Below are 20,217 nucleotides of genomic sequence, written 5' to 3'. Positions count from 1 at the left end.
GCGTGGAGGCATCCCAGTCACGACGCGACTACTTCGTGAGACGTCTCGTTGCATTCGTCTGTCTCCCCAGTTCCGCCCCTTACGGTCCGAAACGATCAGCAAGCAGCACGTGCATCCTCTTTAGGACCATCAACAGCGTCAGGAAAAAATGCACTGCCAAAAAAATGAAGAGGCACGACGCAACCCTAACGCCGACTTCGCCAGACAACAGGGTCACCCACAGCACAACGACGACGAGCAGAGAAACGAGAATTTCGTAGGAGATATTTGCAAAGGATTGTCGAAGAAGCGTGTCCTTGGTCTGCTTTTTTTCTTTTGCCTTTTCATCGTCGGTGGGCGCGTCGGACAAGCCATAGATGAGGACAAGAACGTTGAGCAGAAGCCCGGCGAAAATTGCAAAGACTCCAACGACGATCTCAACGGCGGCTTCATCGATTTTGTAGCCGAGAACGCCTGCTATTGCGGAGCATATGGCTGGCAGGACAAACATCGTGACCACGTCCGCTACACTGGTCTTTCCCGTCGCCTCGTCCTTGAGCGTCGCCAGATGATCTCTTACAACGACCAGCAGATTTATCTTGCTGCTCATAGCGAGATGCCCCCTCGCTTGGCTAAGTCGCCGACGATCGAGCTAAACTGAGAGGCTAAGGAACTCTCCAGCGGATATCCATTTGGCCCCAAGGCGACCTCCTCGGTTAGGTCAAAAGTAGAGGAGATGGTGTCTGGCTTCGTGAGGTTGAGGGTCTTCGCGTTTCCATTGATTTCGACAACGACCTTCACGGTGTCGAAGCCCGTGTCGCCGAAATCATAGACGTTCTCGAGTTTCTCGGTCCCCTTTGCGAAGGCTATGAGACCAGGCCTCTTCAACACCGAACGACTCTTGGGCTTGATTGAGTAAGAGAATACGCCTTCGAACGCCTTACGCTGGCCCATGAACTTGTCAGCTATATCTGAGGGTATCTCGGATTTCTCCACTATGATCTCTTGGACGAGCCCTTTCCCGATGTAGTGTTGAAGCGCGTCGCTTACTGTCAGTGGCCTTATGTGCAGACGAAGGTTCGGATAGTTGGCTTGGAACACAGATGAAATTACGTCTTGGAATAAGCTTTTTACCCCGGAGAGACCCCATTTTTGCATACAAAGTATGCCTCGATCCTCCTTCGAAGGCAGATGCAATTGAAAGTAAAACGGCGTTGGATCGGTTTCATTTTTCTTCTTTTTATAGCTGGCGCTGCCGGTGACAGTATTTATGATTTCGGATTCCGTCCCGTAGTCCCCCATTGATATAAATCCACTAATTGCATAGCCGTTCAGCTTAGACAGATCAATTTTGAACGATCTTTGCAGCAGCGGTATATTTGTATACTTGCTGTATTTCCCGATCAATTTTCTCAATACGGTCGCTAGGTCAGCGGTGCCGTCAAATTTTCCAAACGTGAGATTTGAGTTTTGCCGTCCATTTAGAGGTCGTACTTCAACCAAATAGGCTTCCGCCCCGCAGCGCCGCATAACGTTTTCCCCGCCTATGACCGGCGGTAAAGCTAATGAACTAACTCACGCTGTACAACCCTAAGGCGGCCTCGACGTGAGCTTCGGCGACGAGGCGCATCAAACGTTCCCTTCATCGTCCGCCGGTCTCTCGTTCACGGTGAGAAAATCCGCCGCCGCGACGCGCGCCCACAGCGCCTCGCGGTCGGCGCTGAGCGCATCGACCTGGTCGGCGTCGAACCACAGCCTGAGCTGATCGCCGAACGCCGGCGCCAGCCAGGCGCCGATCGCGCCGGCGATCTTCGCCGTCAGCGGCAGCACCGTGCCGCGCCAGAAGGCGGCGTTGGCTTCCTTGTAATTCGCATACGTGTTGTCGCCGGGGATGCCGAGCAACATCGGCGGCACGCCGAAGGCGAGCGCGATCTCGCGCGGCCCGCTACTTTCCCCCGCTCGTCGATCAGCGTGAAGAGTCGCGCCTGGTCGTCGAGCACATCCTCACTGCCCTCAAAGATGCTGTACTCGACGTGATCCTCGAAAAATTCGACCTCCAGCCGCACCCCAGGCATATCGATCTCGACCATGACTGCATCGTACCGACTGTAGTCGAGACGAAACCATGGAGCGCCCGATAAATCCCGCAGATGCTGAAGAAATGAGAGCAAGTCTTTTATGCCATTCAGCTGCATAGTTCTTTCCCGGCTATTTTCTGAAACGGTCTTGATTAAGAAGTTTAATGCAGCGCCGCGCTGCGCTGTCACCTGTGCTCGCCATTGCCATTACATCAGCAATCGTCATGTCGTAAAACTGACCAGGCAGAACGCGATTGATACTTGCGCCGCAATAGGCCGAGACGAAGTCTTGCTCCGTCATGCCCTGCTGACCGGGCTCAACGCCACCCGCCACCCGAAAGCCTGACGCGGCGCTATCGCGCGCGGCAGTGAGTGGCCTTGCTGCTGTGCCCGAACCGGGCGCACCCTCAGCTATTGTCCACTGCCCGCCCTCCGGGTCGCCTCTCGGCACGCGCGGCTGATCGGGGCTGTACTTCCAAGTGACATCCGCCCGCTTCGTCTCGTCGCCACCCGCCACAGCGTCATACCCAACCGCCGCGCGCTTCTCGTTCACCGTCAGGAAATCCGCCGCCGCCACCCGCGCCCATAATGCTTCGCGGTCGGCGCTGAGCGCATCGACCTGGTCGGCGTCGAACCACAGCCTGAGCTGATCGCCGAACGCCGGCGCCAGCCAGGCGCCGATTGCGCCGGCGATCTTCGCGGTCAGCGGCAGCACGGTGCCGCGCCAGAAGGCGGCGTTGGCTTCCTTGTAATTCGCATACGTGTTGTCGCCGGGGATGCCGAGCAGCATCGGCGGCACGCCGAAGGCGAGCGCGATCTCGCGCGCCGCGCTGTTCTTGGCTTCCAGAAAATCCATGTCCTTCGGCGAGAGGCTCATCGCCTTCCAGTCGAGCCCGCCTTCCAAGAGCAGCGGCCGCCCGGCGCGCGCCGCGCCGGTGAAGCCCGTCTCCAACTCCGCCTTCAGGCGCTCGTACTGTTCGGCGGAAAGGTTGCCGCCGTCCTTCGCCGTATAGACCAGCGCGCCGGAGGGCCGCGCCGAATTGTCGAGCAGCGCCTTGTTCCAGTTGCCGGCGGCGTTGTGCAGGTCGAGCGCCACGGCCGCGGCCTCGACCGGCGCGAAGCCGTAGTGATCGTCAAGCGGATGGAACAGCGATAGCTGCAGGATCGGCGATAGCGCGCCCTCGCCCGGATCGGTGAAGCGCACCGTGCGCCCGCCGGCGGTGTACTCGTATGCCTCCGGCCAGCCGTCGCTGCCCGGCACCACCTTCATGCGGTCGGGCCGCAGCGTGTGCAGCTCGCGCACCGTGACGTCGCCCGCGGCGGAGCCGCCAGAGTCCAGACTGACCGCCTCGATGTAGGCGTTGCCGGCGACCATCAGGTACCCCGGCAAGCGACTCGCGAAAGTCGGCGCCGGCCTGGCGCCGGTTCGGCCTGGCGAGCAGCGTCAGCAGCGGATGCTCGGTCAGCTCCGCGTCGCCCTCGTAGAGCAGCCACGGCACCGACGCCGTCGCCTCGGCAATCATGCGCACGCAGCGATAGACGATGGCGTTCTTCGCGAACCCCTCGCGCGCCAGTGCCGCATAGTCGCGCGGCGTCCACACCGCGCGGCCCTGCGACTGGAACGCGATCAGCGGCCCAACCCGCGACGCCTTCGCCTCGACGTCGGCATGCGGGCGCGCCGCCTCGGCCGCCGCGCGGGAGCCGCGCGCCGTCAGAAATGGAATGTGCATGTCGAACCAAACTCCGCTCATCCCCGCCAAAGCGGGGACCCAGGGGCCGTGGCGCTACGCCACCGCGTGTGGTGCTTGTCCTGTGTTACGAACGCCGCCAGATCAGATACAAAGTCTCATGACCCAAGACTGGTTCAGCCGCCTCACGATCGCCGTCGCGGGCATACTCGGCGCCATCGGCATCATCGCGGCGGCCGGCGCCAGTCACGCCGGCGACGAACGCATCCTCGGCGCCCTGTCGCTGATCGCCCTCACCCAGGCGCCGGCGCTCCTCGCGCTCGGCCTGCTCGCGCCGAAGCAACTGATCGCGCGCATCGCAACGACGCTGATCGCCCTCGGCGCCCTCATCTTCTGCGCTGACCTCGCGACGCGCCACTTCACCGGCGCCGCGTTGTTCCCGATGTCCGCGCCCATCGGCGGCAGCGCCATGATCCTCGGCTGGGCGCTACTCGTGCCCGCCGCGTTCCTGCTGCGCCGGTAGCGTCCCCTCCGCTCATCCCCGCGAAGGCGGGACCCGGGAGCCAGACCGCGCTCACCCACCGCGCATCAACCAACGGCGCAATCCGCCGCTGATAGATCTCCGCCACCGCCGCCATCGTCTTGTCCGATATCGCCGCGACATCGTCGGCGGCCGAGTTCGCCGCCGCCTGCGCGGCGTTCCGCGCACCGGGGATCACCGTGGTGACGCCGTCGTTCATCAATATCCAGCGGAGCGCAAACGCCGCCATAGTCACGCCCGCCGGCACCAGCGGCCTGAGCTCCTCGACCGCCGCCAGGCCCACGTCGAACGGCACGCCGGAGAACGTCTCGCCCTTATCGAACGAGGCTCCCTCGCGGTTGTATTCGCGGTGGTCGTCCGCCGCGAACGCCGTCTCCCTGGTCATCTTGCCCGAGAGCATGCCACTCGACAGCGGCACGCGCACGATCGTCGCGACGCCCTTGCGCTTCGCCTCGCGGAAGAAAAGCCGCGCCGGCCGCTGGCGGAAAATATTATAGATGATCTGCACCGAGGCGACGCCCGGATACTCGATCGCCTTCAGCCCCTCCTCGACCTTCTCGACGCTGACGCCATAGCGCCGCAACTTGCCGCTCGCCACGATCTCGTCGAGATACCCGAACACCTCGGGCATGTAGTAGACGGCGGTCGGCGGGCAGTGGAGCTGGATCAGGTCCAGCGCCTCGGCCTGCAGGCGGCGAAGACTCGCCTCCACCCAGCCGGCGAGATTCGCCTTGCTGTAACTCTCCGGCGTGTTCGTTCCGCCGCGCCCGCACTTGGTCGCGACGAACGGCCGGTGGCCGCCGCGCGCCTTCAGCACGCGCCCGATGATCTCCTCCGAGCGTCCGCCGCCATAAACGTCGGCGGTATCGACAAACGTCACGCCGCCATCGAGCGCCGCATTCAGCGCCGCGACCGCGTCGCTCTCGGCAACCGCGCCCCAGCTACCGCCGATCGCCCAGGCGCCGAACCCGATCTCCGAAACCTCGCGCCCCAGCCGCGCCGCATGCCGCGATTTCATCTCCGCCCTCCAGCGAATTTCTCTCGCTGCCTCATATCACATCCGCCGCACCTTCGGCTCGCCGCCCTCACCCAGCATCAGCGCGGTCAGCGCCCACACCAGCGCATCGAGCCGGTCCGGCGAGCGCCCGGCGGAAAGCCCGTCCGTGCCGAAGTCGCAGAGTTCGTCCTCCAGCTCCGGGAACGCGCCGGCGTGCCGCACCCGCCCCTGCGCATAAAGTGCCGCGACGGGCTCGGCGCGGAGGTACTTGCCGCGCGTCGCCCGCACTTCCTTCACCGGCACGCCGGCATCGACTTCGCGGATCACCGCCGCGACCATGTCGCCGCCCTGGTTGACCTCCGCGACCAGCGCGTCGGCGCCCAGCCGCCGGTAGAGCGCCACCGCACGCGCCGCCCATTCCGCCGGCCGCACTTCCCGCAGCGTCGCGTCGGCAAGCACATAGCCGATGCCGTCGCGGCCCACTCCCGCCGCGACGATGCCGCAGATGCCGGAGCGCCGCGTCGCCGGCGGATCGACCGCCACCACGATGCGCGCCAGGTCCGGTGCCCCATCGATGCGCGCCGTCTCGATATCGGCGCGCCGCCAGAGCGCGTCGCCGCGATCCTCGATCAGCTCGCCGTCTAGTTCCTGCCGGCCGAGCCGCGTGCCGCCGTACTGCGCCGCCATCCGCTCGAGGAAGCCGATCGCGAGGTGCGCCGCGTTGTCGGCGGTGCGCGCCCGCGTCACCACCGTGCCCTCGGCCTTCAGCAGCCGGCGCAAGATCGGCACCGGCCGCGGCGTCGTGGTCACCACCTGGCGCGGCCGGTCGCCGAGACGCAAACCGAACTGCAGCATGTCCCACGTCGCCTCGGCGTGTTTCCATTTGCCGAGCTCATCCCCCCAGGACGCTTCAAACTGCGGCCCGCGCAAACTCTCCGGATCTTCGGACGAGAACGCCTGCGCCCGCGCGCCATTGTTCCATTCGACCACGCGTCGAGCCGGCAGCCAGGTCGGCCGCTCGCCGCGGTCGTGCACGGCGAGAATTCCGGACACGCCCTCGATCATCACCTCGCGCACGTCGGCAAACGTTTCGCCGACCAGCGCGATGCGCCCGACCGGTGCTGCCGCAAAACCCTGCCGTCCGAGCGCCATCCCGCGCACCCACTCGGCGCCGGCGCGCGTCTTGCCGGCGCCGCGTCCGCCCACCAGCAGCCAGACAAGCCAGTCGCCGGCCGGCGGCCACTGGTCGTCGCGCGCCGTCGTGTCCCACAGCCTGAGCAGTTCGTCCTGCTCCGCGGGCGGCAGGCTCGCAAGTTTCGCCCTACCCTTCTTCGTCCTCCCTAAGGCCAGCCAGTCTCTGCGCAAGTCGGGCGCGGATTTCATCAGGATCGTAAGGCTCCGGTGCATCGGCCGGTGCGCCCTCGTCCCGCTCGCCCCCAGTCTCAAGCGCAATCAGCGTTCCAAGCGTCCGTGCAAGCGTGCCCAGCGTGCGGGCATCTTTCTCCTCAGTCATCGCTACGGCATCGGCCGCGCGCGATTCAACATCCTGAAGCTGGCGGTCGAAGACGCCATAGAGCCGCGCCAGCAGCCGCTGTCGCCGTTTGCCGTCGACGTCGAGATCGCGGCCGGCATTGTCGAGCACCGGCGGCAGCGGCGCGCCTTCGGGACGCACCCACCCGCCATCCCGCTTCCACGTCGAAAGCGTGCTCGGCGCGATCCGGAGTTGCTCGGCAATCGCCTGCTGCGAATAGGTCGTCCCCTCGACCAGCCGCCGCGCCTCGGCCTTCAGCGCCGAGTGATCCGGCCGGTGCGAGCCAAGCCCGTTCGCCCGCGCCGGCGCATCGCCACCATTCAAATGGGTCAACCGCGCCACCTCAGAAAAAGAAAAGCCCCCGAGGCTAAGCCGCGGAGGCCAAAACTCTATCGCGCCGCTCAGCGCCTATCGGACTCGCGAACGCCTCATCCTCCGAACCCTCCCCTTGCGGGAGGGTCAAAACCGCGAAGCGGTTTTGGGGAGGGGGTGCCGGCGCCCACTTCTGCGACGTTGACATAACAGTACGCGAGCAGCGTTGCGGTGTCAAGAATTTATTCCTATCTCCCGTCACGAAATTTTCGCCACATCCGGCACCGCCTTCCCCGCCCACGTCAGCCGCCACATCCCGCCCTGCCGCACATTCTGCACGACATAAGGATGAAACGCCGCCAGACACGTGCCGCCGGCGTGGCGCACCGAAGGATAGACGACGCCCAACGCCTGCTTTGCCGCGAGAATATCGGCAGCCGCCGCCTGCCCGGCCGGATAGCCGACGCGCGGATCCTCGTTGAGGCAGCGCGGCGACGGCTTGAGGCCGCGGAGATCGCGGAACTCGCCGTTGAAGTCGGCGTAGAGCTCCACGTATTCCGTCACGTTGTCGAAGCTGCCGTCGGCGTCCGCCAGCGCACGCGTCAGGTGGTAGGCGACCTCGGCGAGCGACGTTTCGACCGCGAAGCCGCAATACCACGCGCCGCGATCGGGCCGGTTGAAGCGGTTGCCGCCCGGCCGCGTATAGGCGAAGGCCGCGTTGATGAAGGTGAAGTTCGGCACGTTGAACACCATCTCGCGCGCGGCGAGGCCGCCCAGGCCCGACTCCTGCGCCCTCAGGCGGCCGTGGGTGGCGGACTCGAGTTGCACGAGCGCGTCGAATTCCTCCGCCGTGTCGGCAAGCGGCGCCAGCGCCGGTGCTTTCAGCCGCGCCGAGGGCAGCAGCCGCACGGTGTCGGCCTGGCGCAGCGCGACCGCCTTCCCGATCACAGGCCGCCGCGGAGCGCGTCGACGTAGCCGCGCACCTCCAGCATCTTCGGGATGCCGCCCTCGATCATCGCCGTCAGCGGCGTGCGCCCGCCGAAGATTGGATGTCGGTTCGGCTTCCTCACCCAGTCGTTCGACAGCGGCTCGGAGAACAGCAGCCGGAGGCCCTTGTAGATGCCGACCACGGCGCTGATCCGCGTCAGCATGTCCTGCCCCATCGCTTCGGCGGGGGCACTCTTCATGCGGTACCAGGTGCGCACGGAGATGCCGCCGAGCAGCCCGCCCGCTTGCTCGGGGCTGAGATTCCAGAAATCGGCGATGCGCAGCATCGCCTTGCCGGCGGCCGGCGAAAGCCGGGCCTGGTCCGCCGGATCGTTGAGATTGACCGGCGCAATGTCTTCGACAGTAGTTGCAGCACGCGAGGCTTTTGCCATTTGTCAGTTATATACATGACAATAGGCAGAGTTGCAACAACTCCGTCGGTTCAACTCCTTTCGCCATTCGTCCCTGCGTCCGAAGCATCGGGCTTCACGGTAGTGCCCACGACAGCGACAGACTGGTGTAGACCCTCCCCATGACCAAAGAAAAAATCCTCACCGCCCTCGACAAGCCGCGCTCCACCCTCTCGCTCCGCGCCATCCTCAATCCCGGCGGCTCGGTCGAGGCCGTGCAGATCCTGCTCATGCAGATGCGCGACGAAGGCCTGGTGAAATTCGACATCAAGAAGGGCCTGTGGCATCGCGCTCCCGCCGCGCCGGCGTAACGGCAGCCGACCCGCCTGAGTCGCGTCGTGCCGGCCGCGGCGCGTTTGTCCCCTTCCCTCTTTTCCAGAATCACCGCACCTTCGCCATCCTCGGACCAAAGGTTGCAGCCGGCTCGACCCGGTGCGGCGCGCGGTCCGGGTCCATGCCCCGGTCCGGCCGCCGCTCGCGCGTGAGAGGCGGGCACCGGCCGGGGGAGCGCACATGGGAAAGCCGCCGGCCTTTGGCCCAAGCGGCGACCGATCGCTCCCAACGGCGGCCACTCCGTTGGACAAGGCGCAGGTACCCGGACCCAACGCGGCCGGGCAGCGCGGTTCACCCGGTAACGGCATCGCTGCTGCGAAGCCGCAGAGTGTCATCCGGGCCGTTGTCCCAGACAGGGTAGGCGTCGTGTCCGCGAAACCCGGCACCCCTTTTTCGTGGGAAGGGGCGTGCGGCGCGACGTCCCTGCCGGACAGCATCAGGGGGGCGTCGGCGGCAAAGCCGCCGGCGTCTTCTTCTTTTATCTCTCTTCGCCGAGCCGCCGGGTCTCCGACCAACTTCGCTTCCTCCGCCCGGGAGTCGGACCCGCATGGCATCGTTGCGGCCGCAGTTGCCACCTGCTTTCCCCCTCGCGGGGAAAGCGGAAGCTAATCCCGAACGATCGCCGCCTTCTTCTCCGAATGCCCGAGCGGCTTGTCGGGCGCGGCGCGGTCGCGCACGCGCTGCTTCAATTCGGTGATCTCGGGGAAGCGGTCCTCGTCCTTCCGCGACCAGACGATGTCGCCGTCGACGCGGACGACGAAGATGCCGCCGGTGCCGGGGATCAGCGTCACGCCACCGAGTTCGTCCTCGAAGGTGGTAAGCAGTTCCTGCGCCATCCACGCGGCGCGGAGCAGCCAGCGGCATTGCCGGCAATACTGGATGGTGACGACCGGCAGCGGCGGCGGCGTTTCGCTCATGGCGCGGAGACTACGCCGGTTGCGGCGGCCGGCGAAAGCGTCAGGCGCGCAGCCGCGCGACGCCCTCGGTCGAAGGCTCGAGCGTGCCGATGATGTCCCTGGCCGGCGCCGGGCGGCCGTAGAGGTAGCCCTGCACTTCGTCGATGCCGTAGGCGTTGAGGAAGGCGACCTGCGCCACCATCTCGACGCCTTCGGCGTTGAGCTGCAGCTTCAGCTCACGCGCAAGACTCGCGACGGCGCGCACGATCGCAGCCGAGCCGGCATTGGCCGGCAAATCCGCAACGAACTGGCGATCCAGCTTGATCTTGGTGATCGGGAACTTCTGCAGGTAGCCCAGCGACGAGTAGCCGGTGCCGAAATCGTCGAGCGCGATGCCGACGCCCATCGAACGCAAACTGGTCAAAACGTCATGCAGCGTCGAGCTCGGCTGCAGGAACACCGACTCCGTGATTTCGAGGTCGAGCCGCGATGCCGGCAGGTTCCCCTTCTCCAGCGCCGACGCGACCAGCGCCGCCATGTCGCAGCGCGCGAACTGCGCCGACGATACGTTGACCGCCAGGCGCACGTCGGCCGGCCACGTCGCGACCTCGGCGCACGCCGTCTCCAGCACCCATTGGCCGAGTTCGTCGATCAGGCCGATCGCCTCGGCGACCGGAATGAAGTCGCCCGGCATCACCAGGCCGCGGTCGGGATGGCGCCAGCGCAGCAGCGCCTCGACGCCGGCGACGCGGCCGGTGCGCAGCTCGACTTGCGGCTGGTACCAGACCTCGAATTCCTCGCGCTCCAGAGCCTGCCAGAGATCCAGCTCAAGCTTCTGGCGTTCGACCACCGCCTCCAGCATCCGCCGCTCGAAAATGGCGACGCCGTTGCCGCCGTTCGCCTTGGCGCGCGACAGCGCGACGTCGGCGCGCTTCAGGATGTCGTCCGGTCCGCGGTCGCGGGCGTCGGCCAGTGCGACGCCGGCGCTGGCGCTGATCAGGATGCGGTGGCCGGCGATGTCGAAGGGCAGATTGACCTTGTGGACGGCGCGCGTCGCGAACTCGACCGCATCCTCGCTGGCGGTCTTGCCGGAGAAAATCGCCGCGAATTCGTCGCCGCCCAGCCGCGCGACCATCGCGCCATGCGGCAGGATCGCGGTTGCCTTCTGGGCCACCGCCTGCAGCAGCAGGTCGCCGGTCTGGTGGCCGAGGCTGTCGTTGACGTTCTTGAAGCCGTCGAGGTCGAGGCAGACCACGGCGCTGGCGCGCACCGCGGTATCCTTCGAGGCGAAGACATCTTCCAGCCGCTCGATCACCAGGTTGCGGTTGGGCAGCTCGGTCAGCGCGTCGAAGCGCGCCATGTAGGCGATCTGCGCCTCGGCGGCGCGCTGCTCGGTGACGTCGGTGAAGGTCACGGTCGCGACGCGCTGCCTGCGCAGCCCGCCGCCTTCGGCCGGCACGCTCTCCACCTCGGAGACCGTCGTGACGTGCTCGATGGCGCGCTCCTGGCCGTCGCGGCGGGTAAGCACCGTGACGCTCGGACGGCGGGAAACGCGGTCGAATTCCGGTACCGCCATGACCGCATCGATGCCGGCCATCAGTTCGGGCGGCAGCACCTCGCGTGCCGCGGCGCCGATCAGGCTGCGGCGCAGGTTGAGCAGCTCGGAGGCGCTGCGGCTGGCGGCGCGGACGATGCCGGTCTCGTCGACAACGACGACGCCGGCGAAATTGTCGGCGACGACCTTGGTCAGCAGCGCCTCGGCGTTCGAGGCGCGCAGCCGCCACATGTTTTGCAGCAGCTCGCGGATATCGATCTCGCTCACCAGCACCGCGATGGCGAAGGTCGCGAACGCGACATGCCATGGCGCCGTGTTGGTGGCGAAAGCGTATTCCTTCTGGATCATCGCCGCGGCGGCTTCGGTCAGCGCGGCGATGGCGATCAGCGCGGCGACCATGGTCGACCAGCGGACGCGGCCGATCGCCAAAACCGCGAGCGCGATCAGCATCAGGCCGGCGACCTCCACCCAGACGCTCGACGGCTCCAGCGCGCGGCCCTGCAGCAGCGTCTCGGTCGCCGCCGCCTGCAGCATCGCGCCCGAGATCGTGCCGGCCACCGGCACGTTGAAGAAGTCGCGGAGCTCGACCGCCTGCGCGCCGACGATCACCTTCTTGCCCGCCAGCCGCTGAGGATCGACGGTGCCGCGCAGCACGTCGATCAGCGAGATGCGGTCGATGGCGCGCGTGTCGATGCTGAAGTCGATGGAAAATTCACGCCCGGTGCGGCTGATGCCGCCGGCGAGGATCGACGGGATCGAGGGGATCACCTTGCCGTCGAGAATGAGGCCGTAGCCGAACTGGCGGACGATGCCGTCGGAGTCCTGGCGGACGTTGACGCTGCCCATCCACGCGTTCTTGGCAAAGCGCGCCAGCGGCCGGTTGAACGCCACCGCCGAATCCGCCCCCGTCGTCTGCTTCTGGACGAAGGCGGCGAGCGTGATCTTGCCGGCGGCGCGGGCGATCGCCGCCTCCAGCGCGGCGTCGTCGGTCGGGTTGGTCGCGGCGCTGAAGTCGATGTCGAAGGCGATGTCGGAGGCGCCGAGCTCGACCAGCCTGTCGATCAGCTCGGCATGCAGGCGGCGCGGCCACGGCCAACTGCCGATGGTGGCGATGCTCTTGGCATCGATGTCGACGACGACGACGTCGCCGGTCGGCTGCCGCGGCTCGGAATACATCCTGAGCGACGTCAGCGCATGGTTCAGCGGCCGGAGCAGGCCGCCCCAATGCGCCGCCAGCGCAACCAGAATGATCAGGGCGGCGGCGACGGCGCGGCGGAGCCTCATGTCATTTCCTTGCGGCGGTCAGGCCGGGCGACTGCCGCGACCTCAGGCGTTGCGGCGCACGTAAGCCCAGGCCAGCGCCAGCAGCGTCAGGAACGCCGCCGCGAGCGCGAAGGTGAGCGGGCTGACGCCCTGCTCCGGCGCCGGGTGCCGCTTGAAGGCGGCGTCGTTGCCGGTGTAGAGCGCAACGTTCTGCGCGCTGCCGCCGCCGCTCGGGCCGCCGGTGACGTCGCCGCCGGTGCCGCCGGTCGGGCCGCCGCCACCGTTGCCGCCGCCCGCCGCGATCGCGGCAAGGCCGGCGTTGTTGATATCGCCACCGGTGCTGTTCAGCGCCTGGGTCGAGTTGCCGCCACGCGCCTTGGTCTGCAACGCGCGCAGGCCGTCGGAAGACAGCGGCGCCACGAGCGGCGCGCGCGCTTCGCCCTGCGAGATGAGCGCCAGCAGGCCCGAGCCGGAAATGTTGAGCTTGGCACCCGGCCCGCTGACCGCGGCGCGCTGACCCGGGGCCGTATCGACCTTCTCGCCGGTGACGAGATCGGAGACCTCGACCAGGCCGCGGTCGACGGACACCGTCGCGGTGAAGGCGTCGACGTCGACCGTGAACATCGTGCCCTTCACGACCGCCGCGAGATACGGCGTCTCGACCGCGAAGTGCTGCACCTTCTGGCGATCGACGTCGAAAGTGACCTCGCCGGAGCGCTGCAGGATCGTGGTGATGCCGCCTTCGTCAGCGTCGGGAACCGTGACGACCGAGTTGGCGCCGATCAGCATCGTCTGCTCGCCGCGCACCAGCATCACGCGGGCGCCTTCGCCGGTGACGACGGTCTGGCCGCCGGGGATGTCGGTGCTGGAGCCCAGCGACACGAGTTGCGTCTGGTCGGAGCCGAACCACACCGGCCCGGTCGACTGGGTGATCTGCCAGGGCTCGGCGCTCGCGGCGCCAGCCAGTGTCAGGGAGAGAAGAGCGGCCCCGAAAAGGGTGCGCGAAAGATTGGTGAACAAAATCCGACTCCGTCCGGTCGTGGCATCGAACGGAAATGTCCTACTGAAAAGCCTCTGCCAATTTGCCAAAGGCTAGGCACGAATTCGCGTAAAACTTTACGCGATCATCAGGCGATTCTTGGTAAACGCGGCGACCGTAAGATTTTTCGCGCGCCGGCGTTGCAATACCTGTGTTGAGAGCGCGGCGGGACCGGTGCTACTTGCGGCGCTTGGCGGCGAGCGGCTCGCGCGCCTTCGCCGGGATCTCGCCCGGCCAGGCCACGACGTAGTCCTCGAAATCCTCGATCGTCATCTCGGCTTCGCTCTGCGTGCGGCCCTTCACCGAGATCCCTGCGGCGTGCACCGTATCCGGATCGCCGGAGACCAGCGGGTGCCACCAATAGAGGTCGCGGCCCTCGGCAACGAGGCGATAGCCGCAGCTCGGCGGCAGCCAGGTGAGGCCCGGCACGTTCTCCGGCGTCAGCGCCTGGCAATCCGGCACGCGGGCATGGCGGTTCGGATAGTCCGTGCAGCGGCAGGTGTCGCCGTCGAGCAGCTTGCACGCGACGTCGGTCCACGCGATCTCGCCGGTGTCCTCGTACATCAGCTTATTGAGACAGCAGCGGCCGCATCCATCGCAGAGCGACTCCCACTGGGCGTGACTCATCTCGGACAGCGCGAGGGTTTTCCAGAAGGGCAGCGCGGCGGGTTCGGACATGGCGGAGTACATAGCACAGGCACGCGATGCGTCATTGCCCACCGCGTCCGCTCTCCACTCTCTCCTGTCATCCTTCCTCCTGTCATCCTTCGGCGAGGCGAAGGCCTCGACCGGAGGACCACTCTCAACGGACAGAATGCCGCGGCTGGTCCTCCGGTCGGCGCTCCGCGCCGCCGAAGGAATGACAGGAGGAAAGAGCGAGCCCGTTCACCCTGAATCCGCATGGCTGCTGACTCCGGTGCGGTGCCGGTTTACACTTCATTCACCATGCGTATCGCGTTCCTCCTGGCGGCAACGGCCGCCCTCGCCCTGCCGTCCTTTGCCACCCAGGCGGCGCCCGCGACGGTCAGCCTCACGGCCCAATATTCGCCCGGCACGATCATCGTGCGCACCTCGGAGCGGCGGCTTTATCTCGTGCTCGGTTCCGGCAAGGCGCTGCGCTATCCCGTCGGCGTCGGGAAGGCCGGCAAGCAGTGGGCCGGGTCGGCGCGGATCGTGGCCAAGTTCATCAAGCCCGACTGGAGCCCGCCGGCCGAGGTCAAGCACGACAATCCCCGCCTGCCCGATCTCATCAAGGGCGGCACGCCGGCGAACCCGATGGGCGCGGCGGCCATGGTGCTCACCGGCGGCGAATACGCCATCCACGGCACCAACCGGCCGAACTCCATCGGCGGCTTCGTTTCGTACGGCTGCATACGCATGTTCAACGGGGATATCCTCGACCTTTATTCCCGCGTCTCGGTGGGCACTCCGGTAGTCGTTTCGCGCTGATTGGCGTATCGTCGCCGCCCGATGCGCGACCCGTTCCAGTCCAACAAGCCCAGGCGCCGCCTCACGCCGATCGAGGTCGACGCGTGGATCGATTCATCGATCTTCCGCGCCGGCCGGGCGATCGCGGGCGGCTTTGTCGCGGTGTCGCTGTTCCTGCGCCGTTTCCGCGCCACCGGCGTCACCCGCGTCGTGGTCGAAATTCTGGGCGACGGATTGACGCTCGCGGCCGGTGCGGCGGTGCTGATGCTGGCGCTGGCGCTGCCCGCCTTCCAGGCGACCAAGGGCGACTGGCGCTCCAAGGGCGACCTCGCCGTCACCTTCCTCGACCGCTACGGCAACGAGATCGGCAAGCGCGGGTTGAAGCAGAGCGACGCGGTGCCGCTGGAGGAAATGCCGGATCAGTTGATCAAGGCTGTGCTCGCCACCGAGGATCGGCGCTTCTTCGATCACTTCGGCATCGACGTGCCGGGGACGCTGCGCGCGCTGGTCGAGAACCTGCGCGCCAACGCTGTGATCCAGGGCGGCTCGTCGCTGTCGCAGCAGCTCGCAAAGAATCTCTTCCTGTCGAACGAGCGCACCATCGACCGCAAGATCAAGGAAGCCTTCCTCGCCGTCTGGCTCGAAGCCAACCTGTCAAAGCAGGAGATCCTGAAGCTCTACCTCGACCGCGCCTACATGGGCGGCGGCGCCTTCGGCGTCGAGGCGGCTTCGGAGTTCTACTATGGCAAGTCGGTGAAGGACGTCAGCCTCGCCGAAGCGGCGATGCTCGCCGGCCTGTTCAAGGCGCCGACGCGCTACGCCCCGCACATCAACCTGCCCGCCGCCCGCGCCCGCGCCAACGAGGTGCTGACCAACATGGTGCAGGCCGGCTTCATGACCGAGGGCCAGGTGGTCGGCGCCCGCCGCCATCCCGCCGACGTCATCGAGCACGCCGCCACGTCCGGCTCGCCCGACTACTTCCTCGACTGGGCCTTCGAGAAGGTGAAGGAGGCGAACATCGAGGGCGACCGCGTGCTGACGGTGCGCACCACCATCGACATGGGTGTGCAGAAGGCGGGCGAGGACGCGATCGAATCGACGCTGCGCCAGTACGGCAACTCCTATCGCGTGAAGCAGGGCGCGATGGTCGCGGTCGAGCCCGACGGCGCGGTGCGCGCCATGGTCGGCGGGCGCGACTACGGCGAAAGCCAGTTCAACCGCGCCACCGATGCGCTCCGCCAGCCGGGCTCGTCGTTCAAGCCGTTCGTCTACGCCACCGCGATGGCGAACGGCTTCACGCCCAAGAGCATCGTGCTCGACGCGCCGATCTGCCTCGGCAACTGGTGCCCGTCGAACTTTTCCGGCGGCTTCCTCGGGCCGATCACCATCACGACCGCGATCGTGAACTCGATCAACATCATTCCCGTCCGCCTCGCCGAGGCGATCGGGCGCGACAAGATCGTCGACACGGCGCACCGCATGGGCATCACCAGCGAGCTGCGCATCACGCGCTCGCTGCCGCTCGGCTCGTCGGAGGTGTCGGTGATCGACATGGCGGGGGCCTATGCCGCCTTCGCCAACGGCGGCTTCAAGGCGACGCCATACCCCTTCACGCAAATCATCAACAGCCAGGGCGAGGTGCTCTACGACCACAAGCGCGATGCGCCGCCGGCGGCACGCGTGCTCGACGACAAGGTCGTCGCCGAGATGAACGGCATGATGGTGCAGGTGCCGGAACGCGGCACCGGCAAGCGCGCCAAGCTCGACGGCATCCGGACCGCCGGCAAGACGGGCACGACGTCCGGCTTCCGCGACGCGTGGTTCGTCGGCTTCACCGGTAACTACGCGGCCGCAGTCTGGTTCGGCAACGACGACTTCACGCCTTCGCGCCGGCTGACCGGCGGCATCCTGCCGGCGATGGCGTGGAAGCAGGCCATGACCTACGCTCACCAGGGCATCGACCTGAAGCCGATCCCGTTTGTCGATCCGCCGTTCGAGCAGCCGCAGACGGTCGTCGCGAAAAGCGACACCCCGGCGGACGATGGCGCCCGCGCCTCGAGTTTGTCGGCCGCGACCAGCGAGCGGCTCGCCATCATCGAGGGGCTGATGCGCAATGCGCCGCGTCTCAAGCCGCTCGCCGCCCTCACCCCGCCGCAGGCAACGCTGACAGAGATGGCGGGCGGTGCGCTTCCTCATTGATCTCGGTGTTGCCCTCGCCGTTGCGATCATCGTCGGCGTGGGCAGCGCCTGGATAGCGATCGACCGCGGCACGATCTTCGGCGCGGTCACCGTCGGTGGCTGGACCGCGTGGCCGCTGGAAGGCACGCCCGAGGCGGATCCCTACACGCTGGCGATGCTGGCGCGCACCGGCGAGGTGCCGCTCGGCGGCGGCGAGGGCCTCTCCTTCACCGCCAGCAACGATGCCGCCGGCGAGCCGCTTGACGGGCGCTGCGACTACGACGTCGCCGGCGAGACGCCGGCGGCGCGGCTGTGGACGCTCACCGCGTACGACGACGACGGCGCGCTGATGGCGAACGTCGCGCGCCGCCCCGGCTTCCATTCGCGCGAGGTCGTGCGCGATGCCGACGGCGATTTCCATATCCGGCTGTCGCCGAACGTCGCGGCCGGCAACTGGCTGCCGATCGCACCGGTCAGCCGCTTCAAGCTGGAGCTGCGCCTCTACGATACGCCGCTCACCACCGGCAGCCAGCTCGCGGCGCTCACGATGCCGACGATACAGAAGGTCGCCTGCCCGTGAGGCGCACCCTGCTCTTCGCGCTGGGCGGCCTGCTCGTCGGCGGCGTCATCCACATCGCCATCGTCTTTCTCGTGCCGGCCTTCGCCGGCAAGGATGCGTGGGCGGCGATGGGCCGCTTCGGCGCCGACGGCCAGTTCCACACCATCCCGATGTCGGAGGCCGGCGCCGAGGCGATCCCCGATCTCGACCCGCGCATGATGACCGCCGTCTGCCGTTTCACGCTCGCCAACGGCCCGGTTCGGGTGAGCGCCAATCTGCCGGACGAGTTCTGGTCGGTCGCCGTCTTCGACCGGCGCGGGCGCAACGTCTACAGCCTCAACGACCGCGCCGCCGAGCGCTCGCATCTCGATCTCGCGATCCTCACGCCCGTGCAGATGGCGCAGACGCGGCAGAACCCGCCGGCGTCGCTGGAATCGGCGATCGTGCTGGAGCAGCCGCTCGACGTCGGCTTCCTGCTCATCCGCGCGTTCGTGCCGGACGATTCGATGCTACCGACGGTGACCGCGGCGCTCGCCTCGGCCGACTGCGCCGGCAAGATTCAGTAGCGCCGCTTACGAAGACTTCCGCGGCCGGCGACGCCCGCCGCCCAGCCCGTCGAAATCGTCGCCGGCCTTGCCGACGCGATGCGCGAGGTCGATGTCCGCCGTCTCGTGCCGCTCGATGCGGATGCCCGGAAAGATCACGATCTCGCATTCCGCGCCGTCGGAGAATGGCCGCCGCGGCTCCGCTCGTCCGAACGACTTGAACTGAAGCACCATGCTCATCGCGACCCCCAGCCCGAGATCGAATTCCCGGTCGGCGGCATGCCGACCGCGCGTCTCCATATAGGAACGGGCAAGGTTAACGGGACGCTAACGACTTAGCGCCAGAATGCCCCCGCTTGCCCTCGTACCAACGGTTCTGGCGCGGATACCCGATGCACCCGAAAGAGCTGACCGCCGGTCTTCCCAACGCCGCCCGCGTCAACGAGCAGAAGCGCGACTCGGCGCTGCTGCGCGCCACGACCGAACTGTTCGTGCTCGACGTCATCCACGACCGCGACGAGATCCGCCGCTTCGAGGAGATCGCCAGCCACTTCCTGCCCAAGGTGCCGGTCGCCGACCGTGTCTTCGTCGCCGAGTGCCTGGCGGCGTGCGGCGACGCGCCGTCCGCAATCATCCGCATGCTGGCGCGCGACGTCATCGAAGTCGCCGCGCCGGTGATCAAGCATTCCTCGGTGCTGGGGCCGATCGATCTGCTTGCCGTGATCGCCGCCGCCGGGCCTGAGCACCACCGCCTGATCGCGCGCCGCAGCTACCTGTCGCCCGAGGTGACGCGCGCGCTCCGCCTCACGGGCGATGCGACCGTCGCTGCGAAACTCGACAGCACATCCACCGTCGCCGCTTCGCGCGAAACGCCGGTCGAGCGGGCGATCGACACTTCCGCCGCGGCCTTGCCGCCGGCAGGCATCGTCTACCGCAGCAACCGCCTCGACCCGTGGCGCTTCCTGGCGCTCGACCGCCCGGCCCGCCTGAAACTCATCGCCGACATCGCATCGCGCCCGCCGACCATGCCCTACACCGCCAACTCCACGAAAATCGATCGCGCCTTCCGCTCGATCCTCTCCGCCGCGCAGATCGTCGGCTATGCCCGCAGCGGCCAGGTCGGCCCGATCGTCGCGGCGATCGCCGACGGACTCGGCCTGCCGGCGCCGCTGGTCACCGCCGCACTCAACGATCATAGCGGCGACCTCTTTGCCGTGATGCTGAAGGCGCTCCGCCTCGACGACGTGCAGGCGCAGCAGGTGCTGCTGCTGGTCGCGCCCAGCGGCCGCGACGTGCTGTCGTTCTTCCCGCTCTCCGATCTCTACGCCGGCATGGAGCCCGAGGTCGCCGAGACCCTGGTCGCCGCCTGGCGCAGCGCCGCGGCTTCGGCGAAGGAGACATACGAGCCGCACCTCGCCCCGAACGGCGACCGGCGGCCATCGGGCGTCGATGCGGCGCGACCGGCGGTCTCTACGCCGCAGGAGCAGGCGAAGCGGGCGTAGCTTCTCGGTTTCTAGGGAGGGGTGTGCCTCAGCAAAGCGCCGACGTCAGCGCGGCGCGTCCTCCGCCACCGTCTCGAACAAAACACGCCCGGCGCGATCCTCCACGGCGACCACCCAGAAGTCCGGATCGAACCGCCCTTCCCGCTCGAGCCGCGCGCTGATTTCCGCCTGCGCTGCCGCGCTCGCGATTTTCTGGAACAGCCGGTCGCTCCCGCTGTCCTCCACGGCCGACTGCGGCGCCGGGCCGTAAAGATCGACGACGCCGTCGAGCTTGTCGAGGATGATGAAGATCGCGCCGGCTTCCTCGGCGCCGCGGCGGACGACCACCGCGGTCAGTCCCTCGCCGTAGCAGCGGCGCACGAAGGCCCCGACCCACAGGGACGAGGTCACTCGCAT

General features: G+C 67.2%; 19 protein-coding genes and 3 pseudogenes. 7 read left to right on the top strand and 15 right to left on the bottom strand.

The genetic code is table 11. The annotated features are described in order from the left end of the window. Window positions 1–79: 79 nt before the first annotated feature. The 4 genes and pseudogenes from WDM94_06880 to WDM94_06865 all read right to left on the bottom strand — a co-directional run bounded on the left by WDM94_06880 (window position 80) and on the right by WDM94_06865 (window position 3,787). Complete coding sequence (locus WDM94_06880) at window positions 80–589, bottom strand: hypothetical protein (protein ID MEJ0012345.1); 510 nt, start codon at window positions 587–589, stop codon at window positions 80–82. Continuing rightward, window positions 586–1,386, bottom strand: coding sequence for a hypothetical protein (locus tag WDM94_06875; protein ID MEJ0012344.1), 801 nt, complete (start codon window positions 1,384–1,386; stop codon window positions 586–588). Before WDM94_06875 ends, WDM94_06880 begins: the two co-directional genes overlap by 4 nt. 222 nt (window positions 1,387–1,608) lie before the next feature. After that, window positions 1,609–1,917: pseudogene (locus tag WDM94_06870) on the bottom strand (phage portal protein). A 663-nt stretch (window positions 1,918–2,580) separates the two neighbouring features. Then, window positions 2,581–3,787: pseudogene (locus tag WDM94_06865) on the bottom strand (phage portal protein). A gap of 118 nt (window positions 3,788–3,905) precedes the next feature. Between WDM94_06865 and WDM94_06860 the strand changes: the two are divergent. Further along, on the top strand, window positions 3,906–4,268 hold the full coding sequence (locus WDM94_06860) for a DUF423 domain-containing protein (protein ID MEJ0012343.1): 363 nt from the start codon (window positions 3,906–3,908) through the stop codon (window positions 4,266–4,268). 55 nt (window positions 4,269–4,323) lie between these two features. On the opposite strand, the pseudogene WDM94_06855 reads toward WDM94_06860, so the two are convergent. The 5 genes and pseudogenes from WDM94_06855 to WDM94_06835 form a co-directional block, all read right to left on the bottom strand. Beyond that, window positions 4,324–5,304, bottom strand: a pseudogene (locus WDM94_06855) (aldo/keto reductase). Between the two features lie 36 nt (window positions 5,305–5,340). Continuing rightward, on the bottom strand, window positions 5,341–6,666 hold the full coding sequence (locus WDM94_06850; GenBank protein ID MEJ0012342.1) for a terminase family protein: 1,326 nt from the start codon (window positions 6,664–6,666) through the stop codon (window positions 5,341–5,343). Next, window positions 6,605–7,156 carry a hypothetical protein gene (locus WDM94_06845; protein ID MEJ0012341.1) on the bottom strand — a complete coding sequence of 184 codons (552 nt, stop codon included), beginning with the start codon at window positions 7,154–7,156 and terminating at the stop codon, window positions 6,605–6,607. Before WDM94_06845 ends, WDM94_06850 begins: the two co-directional genes overlap by 62 nt. A gap of 228 nt (window positions 7,157–7,384) precedes the next feature. Then, on the bottom strand, window positions 7,385–8,074 hold the full coding sequence (locus WDM94_06840; protein MEJ0012340.1) for an RES family NAD+ phosphorylase: 690 nt from the start codon (window positions 8,072–8,074) through the stop codon (window positions 7,385–7,387). Beyond that, window positions 8,071–8,505 carry an MbcA/ParS/Xre antitoxin family protein gene (locus tag WDM94_06835; protein ID MEJ0012339.1) on the bottom strand — a complete coding sequence of 145 codons (435 nt, stop codon included), beginning with the start codon at window positions 8,503–8,505 and terminating at the stop codon, window positions 8,071–8,073. Before WDM94_06835 ends, WDM94_06840 begins: the two co-directional genes overlap by 4 nt. Before the next feature lie 140 nt (window positions 8,506–8,645). Here WDM94_06835 and WDM94_06830 point away from each other — a divergent pair, with 140 nt between their 5' ends. Next, window positions 8,646–8,834, top strand: a complete 189-nt coding sequence (locus WDM94_06830; protein MEJ0012338.1) for a hypothetical protein — start codon at window positions 8,646–8,648, stop codon at window positions 8,832–8,834. 627 nt (window positions 8,835–9,461) lie between these two features. On the opposite strand, the gene WDM94_06825 is transcribed toward WDM94_06830, so the two are convergent. From WDM94_06825 to WDM94_06810, 4 genes are all read right to left on the bottom strand, one after another. After that, window positions 9,462–9,773, bottom strand: a complete 312-nt coding sequence (locus tag WDM94_06825; GenBank protein MEJ0012337.1) for a SelT/SelW/SelH family protein — start codon at window positions 9,771–9,773, stop codon at window positions 9,462–9,464. Between the two features lie 40 nt (window positions 9,774–9,813). Continuing rightward, on the bottom strand, window positions 9,814–12,591 hold the full coding sequence (locus tag WDM94_06820) for an EAL domain-containing protein (protein MEJ0012336.1): 2,778 nt from the start codon (window positions 12,589–12,591) through the stop codon (window positions 9,814–9,816). Between the two features lie 42 nt (window positions 12,592–12,633). Continuing rightward, window positions 12,634–13,590 (bottom strand): FecR family protein, encoded by a 957-nt coding sequence (locus WDM94_06815; protein MEJ0012335.1) that lies wholly within the window; start codon window positions 13,588–13,590, stop codon window positions 12,634–12,636. A 196-nt stretch (window positions 13,591–13,786) separates the two neighbouring features. After that, window positions 13,787–14,287, bottom strand: a complete 501-nt coding sequence (locus tag WDM94_06810) for a YcgN family cysteine cluster protein (GenBank protein ID MEJ0012334.1) — start codon at window positions 14,285–14,287, stop codon at window positions 13,787–13,789. 267 nt (window positions 14,288–14,554) lie between these two features. Here WDM94_06810 and WDM94_06805 point away from each other — a divergent pair, with 267 nt between their 5' ends. Genes WDM94_06805 through WDM94_06790 form a run of 4 tightly spaced genes read left to right on the top strand, consistent with a single transcriptional unit; the run spans window position 14,555 to window position 18,340 of the window. Next, on the top strand, window positions 14,555–15,058 hold the full coding sequence (locus WDM94_06805) for a L,D-transpeptidase (protein MEJ0012333.1): 504 nt from the start codon (window positions 14,555–14,557) through the stop codon (window positions 15,056–15,058). A 21-nt stretch (window positions 15,059–15,079) separates the two neighbouring features. After that, window positions 15,080–17,236 carry a penicillin-binding protein 1A gene (locus tag WDM94_06800; protein ID MEJ0012332.1) on the top strand — a complete coding sequence of 719 codons (2,157 nt, stop codon included), beginning with the start codon at window positions 15,080–15,082 and terminating at the stop codon, window positions 17,234–17,236. Continuing rightward, on the top strand, window positions 17,220–17,795 hold the full coding sequence (locus WDM94_06795) for a DUF1214 domain-containing protein (protein ID MEJ0012331.1): 576 nt from the start codon (window positions 17,220–17,222) through the stop codon (window positions 17,793–17,795). Before WDM94_06800 ends, WDM94_06795 begins: the two co-directional genes overlap by 17 nt. Next, window positions 17,792–18,340 (top strand): DUF1254 domain-containing protein, encoded by a 549-nt coding sequence (locus tag WDM94_06790; protein MEJ0012330.1) that lies wholly within the window; start codon window positions 17,792–17,794, stop codon window positions 18,338–18,340. The genes WDM94_06795 and WDM94_06790 overlap by 4 nt, the downstream gene beginning before the upstream one ends. Before the next feature lie 6 nt (window positions 18,341–18,346). Here the strand turns inward: WDM94_06790 and WDM94_06785 are convergent, their stop codons facing one another. Beyond that, entirely contained in the window at window positions 18,347–18,559 is a 213-nt protein-coding gene (locus WDM94_06785) for a hypothetical protein (protein MEJ0012329.1), read from the bottom strand. A 152-nt stretch (window positions 18,560–18,711) separates the two neighbouring features. On the opposite strand from WDM94_06785, the gene WDM94_06780 reads away from it, so the two are divergent. Next, window positions 18,712–19,821 (top strand): DUF2336 domain-containing protein, encoded by a 1,110-nt coding sequence (locus WDM94_06780; GenBank protein MEJ0012328.1) that lies wholly within the window; start codon window positions 18,712–18,714, stop codon window positions 19,819–19,821. 45 nt (window positions 19,822–19,866) lie between these two features. On the opposite strand, the gene WDM94_06775 is transcribed toward WDM94_06780, so the two are convergent. Next, window positions 19,867–20,217: a DUF1491 family protein gene (locus WDM94_06775; protein MEJ0012327.1), complete on the bottom strand. Its 351-nt coding sequence runs from the start codon at window positions 20,215–20,217 to the stop codon at window positions 19,867–19,869.

Origin of the sequence: Bauldia sp. (genome assembly GCA_037200845.1) — a bacterium.
Lineage (GTDB): Bacteria > Pseudomonadota > Alphaproteobacteria > Rhizobiales > Kaistiaceae > DASZQY01.
Note: the sequence above shows the minus strand (reverse complement) of the source record. Positions and strands in the feature narration are given on the sequence as shown.